At 67.4% G+C, this 13,085-nt stretch carries 13 protein-coding genes; 4 read left to right on the plus strand and 9 right to left on the minus strand.

Going from position 1 to position 13,085, the window contains the following annotated elements; genetic code table 11:
• Positions 1 to 109: 109 nt before the first annotated feature.
• Complete coding sequence (locus AC06FB_RS01945; protein WP_164152967.1) at positions 110 to 1,309, minus strand: MFS transporter; 1,200 nt, start codon at positions 1,307 to 1,309, stop codon at positions 110 to 112.
• A gap of 72 nt (positions 1,310 to 1,381) precedes the next feature.
• Between AC06FB_RS01945 and AC06FB_RS01950 the strand changes: the two genes are divergently transcribed.
• Positions 1,382 to 2,179: an AraC family transcriptional regulator gene (locus tag AC06FB_RS01950; protein ID WP_180876311.1), complete on the plus strand. Its 798-nt coding sequence runs from the start codon at positions 1,382 to 1,384 to the stop codon at positions 2,177 to 2,179.
• 61 nt (positions 2,180 to 2,240) lie between these two features.
• On the opposite strand, the gene dnaJ is transcribed toward AC06FB_RS01950, so the two are convergent.
• The 4 genes from dnaJ to hrcA all read right to left on the minus strand — a co-directional run bounded on the left by dnaJ (position 2,241) and on the right by hrcA (position 7,291).
• Positions 2,241 to 3,365, minus strand: a complete 1,125-nt coding sequence (gene dnaJ, locus AC06FB_RS01955; protein ID WP_053519713.1) for a molecular chaperone DnaJ — start codon at positions 3,363 to 3,365, stop codon at positions 2,241 to 2,243.
• 153 nt (positions 3,366 to 3,518) lie between these two features.
• Positions 3,519 to 5,441, minus strand: a complete 1,923-nt coding sequence (dnaK, locus tag AC06FB_RS01960; RefSeq protein WP_053519712.1) for a molecular chaperone DnaK — start codon at positions 5,439 to 5,441, stop codon at positions 3,519 to 3,521.
• 206 nt (positions 5,442 to 5,647) lie between these two features.
• Positions 5,648 to 6,163, minus strand: a complete 516-nt coding sequence (gene grpE / locus AC06FB_RS01965) for a nucleotide exchange factor GrpE (RefSeq protein WP_053519711.1) — start codon at positions 6,161 to 6,163, stop codon at positions 5,648 to 5,650.
• Positions 6,164 to 6,226: 63 nt separating this feature from the next.
• Positions 6,227 to 7,291 (minus strand): heat-inducible transcriptional repressor HrcA, encoded by a 1,065-nt coding sequence (gene hrcA, locus AC06FB_RS01970; RefSeq protein WP_053519710.1) that lies wholly within the window; start codon positions 7,289 to 7,291, stop codon positions 6,227 to 6,229.
• A gap of 114 nt (positions 7,292 to 7,405) precedes the next feature.
• Here hrcA and recN point away from each other — a divergent pair, with 114 nt between their 5' ends.
• On the plus strand, positions 7,406 to 9,067 hold the full coding sequence (recN, locus tag AC06FB_RS01975; protein WP_180876309.1) for a DNA repair protein RecN: 1,662 nt from the start codon (positions 7,406 to 7,408) through the stop codon (positions 9,065 to 9,067).
• Between the two features lie 43 nt (positions 9,068 to 9,110).
• On the opposite strand, the gene AC06FB_RS01980 is transcribed toward recN, so the two are convergent.
• Positions 9,111 to 10,028, minus strand: coding sequence for a LysR family transcriptional regulator (locus tag AC06FB_RS01980; RefSeq protein ID WP_053519708.1), 918 nt, complete (start codon positions 10,026 to 10,028; stop codon positions 9,111 to 9,113).
• Between the two features lie 97 nt (positions 10,029 to 10,125).
• Here AC06FB_RS01980 and AC06FB_RS01985 point away from each other — a divergent pair, with 97 nt between their 5' ends.
• The gene (locus tag AC06FB_RS01985; RefSeq protein WP_478053328.1) at positions 10,126 to 11,379 is read left to right on the plus strand and encodes an SGNH/GDSL hydrolase family protein; all 1,254 of its coding nucleotides are present in this window, start codon (positions 10,126 to 10,128) and stop codon (positions 11,377 to 11,379) included.
• A 55-nt stretch (positions 11,380 to 11,434) separates the two neighbouring features.
• On the opposite strand, the gene fur is transcribed toward AC06FB_RS01985, so the two are convergent.
• Entirely contained in the window at positions 11,435 to 11,842 is a 408-nt protein-coding gene (gene fur / locus AC06FB_RS01990; protein WP_053519706.1) for a ferric iron uptake transcriptional regulator, read from the minus strand.
• Positions 11,843 to 11,945: 103 nt separating this feature from the next.
• Between fur and AC06FB_RS01995 the strand changes: the two genes are divergently transcribed.
• Entirely contained in the window at positions 11,946 to 12,338 is a 393-nt protein-coding gene (locus AC06FB_RS01995; protein ID WP_053519705.1) for an outer membrane protein assembly factor BamE, read from the plus strand.
• Positions 12,339 to 12,374: 36 nt separating this feature from the next.
• Here the strand turns inward: AC06FB_RS01995 and AC06FB_RS02000 are convergent, their stop codons facing one another.
• Positions 12,375 to 12,632, minus strand: coding sequence for an RnfH family protein (locus AC06FB_RS02000; protein ID WP_053519704.1), 258 nt, complete (start codon positions 12,630 to 12,632; stop codon positions 12,375 to 12,377).
• A 3-nt stretch (positions 12,633 to 12,635) separates the two neighbouring features.
• Positions 12,636 to 13,061, minus strand: coding sequence for a type II toxin-antitoxin system RatA family toxin (locus AC06FB_RS02005; protein WP_053519703.1), 426 nt, complete (start codon positions 13,059 to 13,061; stop codon positions 12,636 to 12,638).
• Positions 13,062 to 13,085: the final 24 nt, after the last annotated feature.

Here is a 13,085-nt window from a genome sequence, read left to right on the forward strand (position 1 = left end):
AGCGTCCCCCGCAACCGGACCCACCCCGCCAATCCACGGATAGCGCGCTTCGGTTGTTGCCGTTGCCTCTGCAGGTGCAGGGCTGCAAGCCCTGCAAACCCACCCTCCCTCAGTGAGCAGCAGGCCGCGACGGCGGCAGCCATGCCGCCACGATGCCGAGCAGCGGCAGGAACGCCGTCAGGTGATAGACGTATTCGATGCTGGTCCTGTCCGCCAGCAGGCCCAGCACCGCCGCGCCCAGGCCGCCCATGCCGAACGCAAAACCGAAGAACAGGCCCGACACCATGCCGATCCGGTGCGGCATCATCTCCTGCGCATAGACCACGATGGCAGAGAAGGCAGACGACAACACGAAACCGATCAGCACCGCCAGCACCGTGGTCCACAGCAGATCCGCATGCGGCAACGCCAGTGCGAACGGCGCCACGCCCAGGATCGAGGTCCAGATGATCGGCTTGCGGCCGATGCGATCGCCCAGCGGACCGCCCAGGAAGCCACCCGCCGCCGAAGCCACCAGGAACGCGAACAGATGCAGCTGCGCCTGCGCCACCGGAATGCCGAAATGGTGGATCAGGTAGAAGGTGAAGTAGCTGCCGATGCTGGCCATGTAGAAGTACTTGCTGAAGATCAGCACCAGCAGGATCGCCAGCACCTTGGCCACGGTGCGCGGAGGATGCCGCGACGCCACCGCCGCCACGCCGGCCGGGCGGGGTGCGCCCAGGTGCAGCGCATACCAGCGGCTCACATAGGTCAGCAGGGCGATGCCGACCAGCGCAGCACCGGCAAACCATGAGGCCGCATGCTGGCCGTACGGCACGATCACGGCGGCGGCAATCAGCGGCCCCAGCGCGGTACCGAAGTTGCCGCCGACCTGGAACACCGACTGTGCGAAGCCATGGCGCCCGCCGGACGCCAGCCGTGCGATGCGCGACGCTTCCGGGTGGAAGATCGCCGATCCGATGCCGACCAGCGCGGCGGCCATCAGGACCATCGCATAGTTCGGCGCGAAGCCGAGCAGCAGCATCCCGCACAGCGTCGAGGCCATGCCGATCGGCAACGAGTACGGCGCTGGATGGCGGTCGGTATGCATCCCCACCAGCGGTTGGAAGATCGACGCGGTGAGCTGGTAAGTCAGCGTGATCAGGCCGATCTGGGTGAAGCTGAGATTGAAGCCGCCCTTGATGACCGGATAGATCGCCAGGATCAGCGACTGCATCATGTCGTTGACGACATGCGAGGTGGAAATGGCGGCCAGTACGCCGGGCGCCACCGGGCGGGAGGTCGTTGCAGGGGAAGCAAGAGTCGACATGGACGCAGTCAGATTTGGGGGCGGTTCCGCATGCTACGGTTGCCTTCCCCTCCCTTCTGCCGCGTTCGGGTCATGGCCTATCGCAAAAAGGACATTGGCGGTGACGTCGATCCGGCTGCGCCGTGGCGCGATGTGCCGCTGCATCGCCCGGTCACCTACCGGGTTACCCAGTACCCGGCCGGCGCCCATATCGCAGGCCACAAGCACCAGCGCCACCAGCTGGTCTATGCCATCTCCGGGCTGATGGTGGTGCGCTCGGAGGTCGGTCGCTGGGTCGTGCCCTCCACCCGTGCGATCTGGATGCCGGCCGGCATGGTGCACGCGGTGGACTGCATTGCCGCCGTGCACATGCGCAGCCTGTACATCGACCCGTCATTCGCCCCGCAACTGCCGGCCGAACCGTTCGCGGTACAGGTGGCACCGCTGCTGCGCGAACTGCTGCAGGCAGCCACCCTGATCAAGGGCGAGCACATCGAAGACAGCCGCGATGGCCGCGTGGTGCGCCTTCTGCTGGACGAGCTGCATCGCATGGACGTATTGCCGCTGCATCTGCCCGCGCCTGCCGATCCGCGCCTGCAGCGGATCTGCCGGCACCTGCAGAAGCACCCCGGCGATGACGCCACGCTGCAGGACTGGGCGCAGGCACTGGAAGTGGATGTGAAAACCATCCAGCGCCACTTCGCCAACGAACTGGGCATGACCTTCGGCCAGTGGCGGCAGCAGGCGCGGCTGCTGGCGGCAATGGAACGGCTGGCGACCGGCGAGAAGGTCATCGATGTCGCACTGGCGATGGGCTACGACAGCCCCAGCGCGTTCACCAGCATGTTCAAGCGCCAGCTGGGGCAGACCCCGGCGGCGTTCTTCCGCTGACCCCATGCACAGAAACGCCGGGCATGGCCCGGCGCTACCGTTCAACGCTTGCGTTGAAAATTCAGGACGTCATCCGGTCCCAGAAGCCCTTCACGCCGTCCATGAAGGTGGCGGACTTCGGCGAGTGCTTGCGCGCTTCCTCACCGACGAAGGTGGCCTCGAACTGCTCCAGCAGCCTGCGCTGGTCGTTGGTCAGGTTGACCGGCGTCTCGACCACCACGCGGCAATACAGATCGCCCTCGCTGCGGCTGCGCACCGAACGCACGCCCTTGCCGCGCAGGCGGAACAGTTTGCCGGTCTGGGTCTCTGCCGGAATGCGGATCTCCGCTTCGCCACCCAGCGTCGCCACGCGCACGGTATCGCCGAGCGCCGCCTGCGAGATGCGGATCGGCACTTCACAATGCAGATCGTCGCCATCGCGCTGGAAGATGGGGTGCTCGCGCACGCGCACTTCCACGTACAGGTCGCCCGGCGGCGTGCCGGCCGGCCCCGCTTCGCCCTCGCCAGCCAAGCGGATGCGATCGCCGGTGTCGACGCCCGCCGGCACCTTCACCGACAGCACCTTGTCTTCCTCGACACGGCCATTGCCGTGGCAGGTCTTGCAGGGCTTGGCGATGATCTGGCCGCGGCCGCCGCAGTTGTGGCAGGCCTGCTGCATGGCGAAGATGCCGCGCTGGATGCGCACCTGGCCGCGGCCGTGGCAGACGTTGCAGGTCTCCACCTTGCCGTCTTCCGAGCCACTGCCATCGCAATCGCCGCATTCGGCCAGCGTCGGGATCTCGATGCGGCGCTCGACGCCACGCACCGCTTCTTCCAGGTCCAGCTCCATCACGTAACCGATGTCGGCACCGCGGCGTGCCTGGCGCGGACCGCCGCCGGCACCACCGAAGATGTTGCCGAAGATGTCGCCGAAGATATCGTTCATGTCCGGACCACCCGGACCGCCCCCGCCCATGCCGTGCTCGAACGCGGCATGACCGTGGCTGTCATACATCCGGCGCTTGTTGCCGTCGGACAGCACCTCGTAGGCTTCCTTGCACTCCTTGAAGGAGGCTTCGGCGGCCGCATCACCCGGATTTCGGTCCGGATGGAACTTCATCGCGCAGCGGCGGTAAGCCTTCTTCAGCTCTTCTTCGTTGGCGGTGCGGGCCACGCCCAGCACTTCGTAGTAATCGCGCTTGCTCATATCGTGAATCGGCTTCCGGAATGTCGGGATTCGTCAAAGCGGAAGAGCGGAACCAGGTCCGCTCTTGCGTCGGGCGCCCCGACGCGCCGGAGGCGGTCAGGACCCTGATGCGACAACGGGACGCTGCCAGGCAGCGTCCCGCGTCGGTCCGGATCAGGACTTCTTGTCGTCCTTGACTTCGGTGAACTCGGCGTCCACCACGTCGTCGTTGCCCTTGCCCGCATTGCCGGCATCGGCGCCCGGGGCACCGCCCTGCTCTGCCGACGCTGCGGCGAACAGCGACTGGCCGGCTTCCTCCAGCACCTTCGACTTGGCTTCGATCTGTGCCTTGTCGTCGCCCTTCATCGCGGTTTCAAGATCGGCCAGAGCCGCTTCCACCTTGCCGATGACATCGCCGCCGACCTTGCTGCCGTGCTCGGTGATGGCGCTGCGGGTGCCGTGGATCAGGGCATCGGCCTGGTTGCGGGCCTGCACCAGCTCCTGGAACTTCTTGTCTTCTTCGCGGTTGGCTTCCGCGTCGGCGACCATGCGCGCGATCTCTTCCTCGGACAGGCCCGAGCCGGCCTTGATCTCGACCTTCTGTTCCTTGTTGGTCTTCTTGTCCTTGGCCGACACATGCAGGATGCCGTTGGCGTCGATGTCGAAGGACACCTCCACCTGCGGCAGGCCACGCGGCGCCGGCTCGATGCCGGACAGGTCGAACTTGGCCAGCGACTTGTTGAAGCGGGCCTGTTCGCGCTCACCCTGCAGCACGTGCACGGTCACGGCCGACTGGTTGTCCTCGGCGGTGGAGAACACCTGCGAGGCCTTGGTCGGGATGGTGGTGTTCTTCTCGATGATCTTGGTGAACACGCCGCCCATGGTTTCGATGCCCAGCGACAGCGGGGTCACGTCCAGCAGCAGCACGTCCTTGACGTCGCCGCCCAGCACGCCACCCTGGATCGCCGCACCCAGTGCCACGGCTTCGTCCGGGTTGACGTCCTTGCGCGGCTCCTTGCCGAAGAACTCGGTCACCGCCTGCTGCACCTTCGGCATGCGGGTCTGGCCGCCGACCAGGATCACTTCGCTGATGTCGCTCGAACGCAGGCCGGCATCGTTCAGGGCGACGCGGCACGGCTCGATCGACTTCTTGATCAGGTCTTCCACCAGCGCTTCCAGCTTGGCGCGGGTCAGCTTGATGTTCAGGTGCTTCGGACCCGACGCGTCAGCGGTGACGTACGGCAGGTTCACTTCGGTCTGCTGGGCGCTGGACAGCTCGATCTTGGCACGCTCGGCAGCGTCCTTCAGGCGCTGCAGGGCCAGCGGATCCTTGCGCAGGTCGATGCCCTGGTCCTTGTTGAACTCTTCCACCAGGTACTCGATGACGCGGTTGTCGAAGTCTTCGCCGCCCAGGAAGGTGTCGCCGTTGGTGGCCAGCACTTCGAACTGCTTCTCGCCGTCGACGTTGGCGATCTCGATCACCGAGACGTCGAAGGTACCGCCGCCCAGGTCGTACACAACGATCTTGCGATCCTTGTTGTCGCCCTTGTCCAGGCCATAGGCCAGCGCGGCCGCGGTCGGCTCGTTGATGATGCGCTTGACGTCCAGGCCCGCGATGCGGCCAGCATCCTTGGTGGCCTGGCGCTGGCTGTCGTTGAAGTAGGCCGGCACGGTGATGACCGCTTCGGTGACCTTCTCACCGAGGAAATCCTCGGCGGTCTTCTTCATCTTCTCCAGTACCTTGGCCGAGATTTCCTGCGGCGCCATCTTCTTGGCGTCGCTGGTGGCCACCCACGCATCACCATTGTCATGGGCAAGGATGCTGTACGGGACGTGGGCGATGTCCTTCTGCACCTCGGCGTCGGTGAACTTGCGGCCGATCAGGCGCTTCACCGCGTAGAAGGTGTTCTTCGGGTTGGTCACCGCCTGGCGCTTGGCCGAGGCACCGACCAGGACTTCGCCGTCCTTGGTGTAGGCGACGATCGACGGGGTGGTGCGATCGCCTTCCGAATTCTCGATGACGCGGGCCTTGCCGCCGTCCATGATCGCCACGCACGAGTTGGTGGTGCCGAGGTCGATACCAATGATCTTGCCCATGGGGGAGACTCCTGAGAAATGCTGTGTGGATGTCAGTCCGGCCGCTCGGCCGGTGGATGAATGGGATGTGGGGGAGGCTCGTGGAACATTCAAGCCATCTCCCGAACGCTGTGTTCAGCCGTTCAAGGTTCGCCGGGCATGGCCCGGCGATGACGATCCGGGGGTAGCGCCGGGCCATGCCCGGCGGCCGCTCCCGGATCGACCGCTCAGTCGGCGGCCACCACCACCAGCGCCGGCCGCAGCAGGCGCTCGTTGAGCAGATAGCCCTTCTGGAACACGGTCACCACGCTGCCCGGGGCGGCGTCCGGGGCCGGCACCTGGCTGATCGCCTGGTGGTGCTCCGGGTTGAACGGCTGGCCGGTCGGGTCAATCAGGACCAGGCCGTTGTCGGCGGCGACCTTCAGCAGCTGCTTGTAGGTCAGCTCCAGGCCCTCGCGCAGCGGGTGCGGGTCGTCGCCGGCGGCCTTCAGGCCGGCATCCAGGCTGTCGAACACGGGCAGCAGTTCGCCCAGCAGCTTCTCGTTGGCGAACTTGCGGGCCTGCTCGATGTCGCGGGCCACGCGCTTGCGCTGGTTCTCCAGGTCGGCGCGCTCACGCAGCGCATCGGCCCTGACCTGCTCGACTTCCGCGCGCAGGCGCTCCACTTCGTCATTGACGCCTGCTGCGGCGGCCGCGTCGGCGGCGCTCTGCTGGGATTCGAAATCTGGATGTTCGTGGTTCATGTCTGGGTCCCTGGCGGTCACTCCCCGCCTCCACCCACCCTAGTGTGGGCGGGATGCTGCGTTTCAAGCGTCCGCGGCACCGGATCCGCGCCCGGTCGGTGAAAAGGCCGCGCCCAGCACGTCGGCGGTGGCCTGTACCAGCGGGATCATGCGGTCGTAGGCCATCCGCTTCGGCCCGATCACCCCCAGCACGCCCAGCACCTGCCCGTTGGCCGCATACGGGGCGGTCACCAGCGAAACGCCCTGCAGCGGCATCATCCCGGTCTCTTCGCCGATGAAGATGCGCACGCCCGGGGCCTGGATGGTCCGCTCCAGCAGCTGCAGGATCTCGCGCTTGCTGGAAAACAGCTCGAACAGTTCACGCAGGCGCTCCAGGTCGGACAGGTCCTGGACCCCCATCAGGCGGGTCTGGCCCGCCACCAGCATGTCGTCGGCCGCGGGCTGCAGGGCCTGCTCGGCCAGTTCGATGCTGTGCGCCAGCAGCTGCTCCAGCTCGGAGCGGGCATCGCGCAGCTCCAGCAGCAGGCGCGCCCGGATCTCCGCCAGCGGCAGCCCGGCGAAATGGGCGTTGAGGTAATTGGCGACCTGCTCCAGCTGGCCCGGCGCGAAGTCCTGGCGGGTTTCGATCACCCGGTTCTGGACCTCGTTGTCGGCGAACACCAGGATCGCCAGCACCCGGCGGCCGTCCAGCGCCACGAAATCGATCTGGCGGAAGGCGAACTGCTCGCGCCGCGGCGCGCTGACCACGCCGACGAAGTGGCTCATCGCCGACAGCAGCTCGGAGGCACTGCCGAGCAGGGCCTGGGTGCTGCCGCCACCGGCCAGTTCCTGGCGCAAGCGGGCCAGCTCGCCCTCGCCCGGCGGCTGCATCTGCAGCAGGCTGTCGACAAACACCCGGTAGCCATGCGCGGTCGGGATCCGCCCGGCGGAGGTATGCGGCGACGCCAGCAGGCCCAGGTCCTCCAGGTCGCCGAGGATGTTGCGGATGGTGGCCGGGCTGACTTCCAGCCCGGCCACGCGCGCCAGCGTCTGCGAGCCCACGGGCTCACCATCCTGGATGTGGCGCGCGATCAGCGTGCGCAGCAGATGGCGCGCGCGCGGGGCGAGTTGGTCGGCGGAACCGTGCATGGAATCAACCTGTGAGACACGGAGACTAGATAATGGCGCCGGATCACCTTGGCAAGCCATTGGACCGCCCGCGTGCGCGTGCTAGCGTTGCGCGGCTCAGATACCCCCAGACCCATGCTCAGACACCTATCGATCAAGGATTTCGCCGTCGTCCGCGCTACCGAACTTGAATTCGGGCCTGGCATGACCGTGGTTTCAGGCGAGACCGGCGCCGGCAAGTCGCTGATGGTCGACGCGCTGGGCTTCCTGTCCGGCCTGCGCGCCGACAGTGGCGTGGTCCGCCACGGTGCCGCCCGTGCCGAGCTGTCGGCCGAGTTCGCGCTGGAGCATCTGCAGGCCGCACGCCAGTGGCTGGCCGACAACGAGCTGGACGATGAGGACCAGTGCCAGCTGCGCCGCGTGATCCGCGCCGACGGCGGTTCGCGGGCCTGGATCAACGGCCGCCCGGTCACCCTCGCCCAGCTGGGCGAACTGGCCGCGCTGCTGGTGGAAATCCACGGCCAGCATGAACAGCAGGCCCTGCTGGCGCGTCCTTCCCAGCTGGCCCTGCTCGATGCCTATGCCGGCAACGAGGAAGAGCGCCGTCAGGTCCGCCGCGCCGCAGCCGCCTGGCAGGCACTGGTCGATGAATCCCTGGCGCTGTCGCAGCAGGGCGACGTCAGTGACCGTATCGGTTTCCTCGAGCATCAGCTGCGCGAACTGGACCGTGAGGATCTGGAGCCCGAATCGATCCTCGCGCTGGGCGCCAGCCATCGGCGCCAGGCCCATGCCAGCGCGCTGCTGACCGCCTGCCAGGCCGCCAGCAACCAGCTCAACGGCGACGAGGGCAGCTCGGCGCTGGATCAGCTGCAGCAGGTGCGGCACGAACTGGCCCGGCTGATCGAACACGACCCGCGCCTGGGCGAGGTGGACAGCCTGATCGAAAACGCGTCGATCCAGCTGCACGAAGCCCTGTCCCTGCTCGACCGCGTGCACGACGACCTGGATGCCGACCCCGAGCAGTTCGAGGAGAACGAGCGCCGTCTCGGCCGCCTGCACGACCTTGCGCGCAAGCATCGCGTGCCGATGGACGAACTGGGCGCGCAGCGCGAGCGCATGCATGCCGAAGTGGAGCAGCTGCGCGGCGCCGACGAACGGCTGCAGCGCCTGGCCGGCGAGATCGACAAGGCCGCGGCCGCCTGGCGGGTGCAGGCCGAAGCACTGACCACAAGCCGGCGCAGTGCGGCGGCCGCGCTGTCGACCACCACCACCGGCATCATCGCCGAGCTGGGCATGGGCGGTGGCCAGTTCCTGATCGAGCTGGAACCCCAGGACGGCGGCAAGCCCGACCCGCAGGGCGCCGAACGCGTGGAGTTCCTGGTCGCGGCCAATGCCGGTCAACCACCACGCGCCCTGCGCAAGGTGGCCTCGGGTGGCGAACTGTCGCGCATCTCGCTGGCAATCGAAGTGGCCGCGCTCGACCTGGACGCCGTGCCGACCATGGTGTTCGACGAAGTCGACTCGGGCATTGGTGGCGCGGTGGCCGACATCGTCGGCCAGAAACTGCGCGCCCTTGGCGAGAAGCGCCAGGTGCTGTGCGTGACCCACCTGCCGCAGGTCGCGTCCAAGGGCCATGCCCACTACCGGGTCAGCAAGGCACCGGTGGAAGGCATGACCCAGAGTGCGGTGGAGAAGCTGGACCTCAAGGCACGCGAGGAAGAACTGGCACGCATGCTCGGTGGCGTCGAAGTGAGCAAGGAAGCGCGCGCCGCCGCCCGCAAGCTGCTGCAGGTCTGACGCCGGCGGCGCCGAGCGACGCCCGGTCCGTCCCACCGCAGGTTCACCCCAGCGGCCGCGCCAGATCCACCTTTTCCACCAGGAAATCCAGGAACGCACGCACCCGCAGCGGCAGATAGCCACCCTGCCCCAGGAATACCGCGTGCACCTCTTCCAGATCGCCGGGATTGGCCTCTTCCAGCACCGGCAGCAGCCGCCCGGCCGCTATGTCGTCCCTGACCTGGAACGCGGCCAGCCGGGCCAGCCCGAGCCCTCCCAGCACCAGCTGCCGCAGGGCATCGCCGTTGCTGGCGCGCGCATTGCCGCTGGTGGGCACGCGCAGCACCTGGCCGCCCTGCAGCAGCGGCCACCCCTGCATCGCCCGCGCATGGCCGATGTCCAGCCGGTTGTGCGTCTGCAGGTCGTCGACGTTGCCAGGCAGACCGTGTCGCTGCGCATAGCCGGGTGAGGCCACGATCATCATCCGCGTCGCCCCCAACCGTCGTGCCACCAGGCTGGAACTCTTCAGCGGACCGGCCCGCACGGCCACATCGGTGCGCTGCTCGAGCAGATCGATCACTTCATCGGTCAGGGTCAGATCCACCCCCACCTGCGGGTGCTGCTGCAGGAACATGGGCAGCAACGGCAGCAGGAAATGCTGGCCGAAGGGCACGTTGGCATTCACCCGCAGCCGCCCGCGCGGTTCGGCATGCGCGCTCGCACAGCGCTCGGCCTCTTCCAGGTCAGCAAGCACGCGCAGCCCGCGCTCGTAGAAGGCGCAGCCCTCCGGGGTCAGCTGCAGCTGGCGGGTGGATCGCTGCAGCAGGCGCGTGCCCAGCCGCTGCTCCAGCCGCGCCACCAGCTTGCTGACCGCCGAGGGCGTCATGTCCAGGCTGCGGGCCGCCGCGGAGAATCCGCCGGTTTCGATCACCCTCACGAACACTTCCAGCTCGCCGGAGCGATTGATGTCGGGTCGCGCCATGGTGATGAATCCAGTTCACAGATGATTATCCAGGCGCAGTCTAGTTCACAGAAAGCGGCAGGGACACCATGGCCCCTCCTTCCGACGGACCCTTCCGATGAACCGCCTGAGCACGTTGACCACCGCTGCCCTGCTCACCCTGTCCGCAGCAGCCAGCGCCACGGCCGCCCCTCCCCGGCACTGGGTGGCCAGCTGGCAAGCCAGTCCACAACCGGTTTGGCAGGCAGACTTCCTGTTTCCGACGCTGATCCCCGCAGAGCTGGCCGACCAGACCTTCCGCCAGACCGTCCGCATCAGCCTGGGCGGCTCGCGCCTGCGTGTCCGCTTGAGCAACGCCTACGGGACACAGCCACTGAGGGTGGGCCGGGCCACCCTGGCGGCACATCCGGGCGAGGTGCCGCAGGCGCTGACCTTCGATGGCCAGCCCGGCGTGCTGATCGCGCCTGGCCAGGACCGGCTCAGCGACGCGCTGCCACTGCCCACGCGCAACCTGCAGTCGCTGCAGGTCAGCATCCATCTGCCACAGCCCACGCCGCTGCGGACGTTCCACTGGGAGGGCCGGCAGACCAGTTGGATCGCGCTGGGTGACCAGAGCCTGGCTGCGGACCTGGACGGGGCCCGCAGTACCACGGCCCGCCTGCTGCTGTCCGGCATCGACGTCGAAACCGCAGCCCGCGCGCGCAGCGTGGTGGTGATCGGCGACTCGATCACCGATGGCGCAACGGCCAGCCTCGACCAGGACCAGCGCTGGACGGACCATCTCGCCGCACGGCTGGCACCGCAGGGAATCGCAGTGGTCAACGCCGGCATCTCCGGCGGACGCCTGCTGCGCGACGGCATGGGGGAATCCGCCCTGGCCCGCTTCCCGCGCGATGTCCTCGACCAGCCCGGTGTCGCCAGTGTGATCGTGCTGATCGGCATCAACGACATCAGCTGGCCGGGCACAGCGTTCGCGCGCGGCCAGGACCGGCCCGGGCTCGCCGAACTGCAGGCCGGCTATCGCAGCCTGGCCGGACAGGCCCATCGCCATGGACTGCGCATTGTCGGCGCAACCCTGCCGCCGTTCGCCGGTGCCCTGCCCGGCACCCCGCTGGACGACTACTACCAGCCGCACAAGGACGCACTGCGCCAGCAGCTCAATGCCTGGCTGCGGCAGGACAGCCCATTCGATGCGGTGATCGACCTGGATGCAGTGCTGCGCGACCCCGCCGATCCCTCACGGATGGCCGCCGCCTACGATTCAGGCGACCATCTGCATCCGGGCGATGCCGGCAACCGGGCCATGGCCGAGGCCGTGGATCAGCGGATGCTGATGCCGCCATCGCACCCGGCGGTCACTCCGCCGCGCTGACGAAAAACCCCGGGGCCAGCCCGGGGTCTCGTCGCAACCGGCACGCAGGGGGTGCCTATCTGCGCTTCTTGCGCACGTACAGCACCAGCGAATGTTCTTCCAGCTCATAGCCGTGATCGGCCGCGATCTTGCGCTGCAGTTCCTCGATCTCGGTACTTTCGAACTCGATGATCTTGCCGCTGTCCACATCGACCATGTGATCGTGATGGCCGCCGCGGTCCAGTTCATAGACGGCCTGGCCGCCTTCGAAATTGTGCTTGAGCACGAGGCCGGCAGCCTCGAACTGGGTCAGTACCCGGTACACCGTGGCCAGGCCGATCTCGTCACCATGCTCCAGCAGCTGGCGGTAGATGTCTTCGGCGGTCATGTGGTGCTGGGCAGTGCGCTGCTCGAGCAGCGCCAGGATCCGCATCCGTGGATGGGTTACCTTCAGGCCGACTTTACGCAGGTCGTGGGTTTCCATAGGTCTCCGTTCATTGGCGATTTAGCGCCAGCTGCCTCGGATTGGGTCGCGGTGGCACGCCGGGAGTGTATCATCGGTTCGATTTCCCCAACCGCCAGTCCCGATGCGCAATCTCCTGTTGGTCGCCGCCGTCGCCCTGTCCACCACCGGGTGCGGCATCATCTACAAGCAACCCATCTATCAGGGCAACCTGATCCGGGAAGATGCCGTGGCCAAGCTGCAGGTCGGGCAAAGCAAGCAGCAGGTGAACGCGCTGCTGGGCACGCCCTCCGTGCCGGACCCGTTCCATGCCCAGCGCTGGGACTACACCTCCAGCCAGCGGGTCGACCGTCTCGGCCGCACGGAAGTGAAGAACTTCACCGTGTATTTCGAGAACGACGCCGTGACGCGCTGGGAGGGTGACTATTTCCCGGCCAACGACAAGGCGCTGGCCCAGCAGACCGTCCGCCAGTTCGGCCGCAACCTGCCGAAGGACAAGAAGAAGAAGGGCCGCTGAGGCCGCCAGCCCGTTCCGACGGACGGGCCCTGGCCCTCAACCGCCGAGCGCGCGACGCCGGCGGTTGTCCTTGGGATCGGCCTGCAGCGGGCGCAGCAGTTCGACCCGGTCCCCATCCAGCAGTGCCTGCTGCGGGCGGGCCAGCACACCATGCACGGCGGCAGCCGGGCAGCCGGCACTGCCCTCAAGAGCGGCAGCGGCGATCGCATCGGCAACCGTGGCGCCCTCTTCCAGCTGCAACCGGCGTGACAGCACCCGCTGCGGCCAGGCAAGCACCACCTCGACCTCGATCATCGCTCAGTCCTCGTCGGCAACCCGGACGAAATCGTTGACCATGCGATCGGCCAGACCCTGGAAGCCGATCGCCAGCGCCGGGCCCAGCAGCCGTGAGCTGGGTTCGAATTCCAGGGTCAGCGTCACCTTGCAGGCGTCTTCGGCCAGCGCGTGGAATTCCCAACGGCCATGAAGCTGCTTGAAGGGACCGTCGCGCAGCTGCATGTCGATGCTGTGCGGGCGCTGCAGGGTGTTCTCGGTCTGGAACCAGGTACTGAACGAACCCAGGCCCAGGTCCAGACGCGCCACCAGCCGGTCCTCGCCCTGCTCCAGGATGCGGGCATCGGAGCACCAGCGGAAGCGGCGCGGATAAGCCTGGACGTCGTTGACCAGGTCGAACATGCGCGCGGCCGAATGTTCGACCAGGGCGCTGCGGCGGATAGTAGGCATGTATACGGGACGTTTCGGCAATCG

The sequence above is a fragment of the Stenotrophomonas sp. Steno-C15 genome (genome assembly GCF_056393265.1).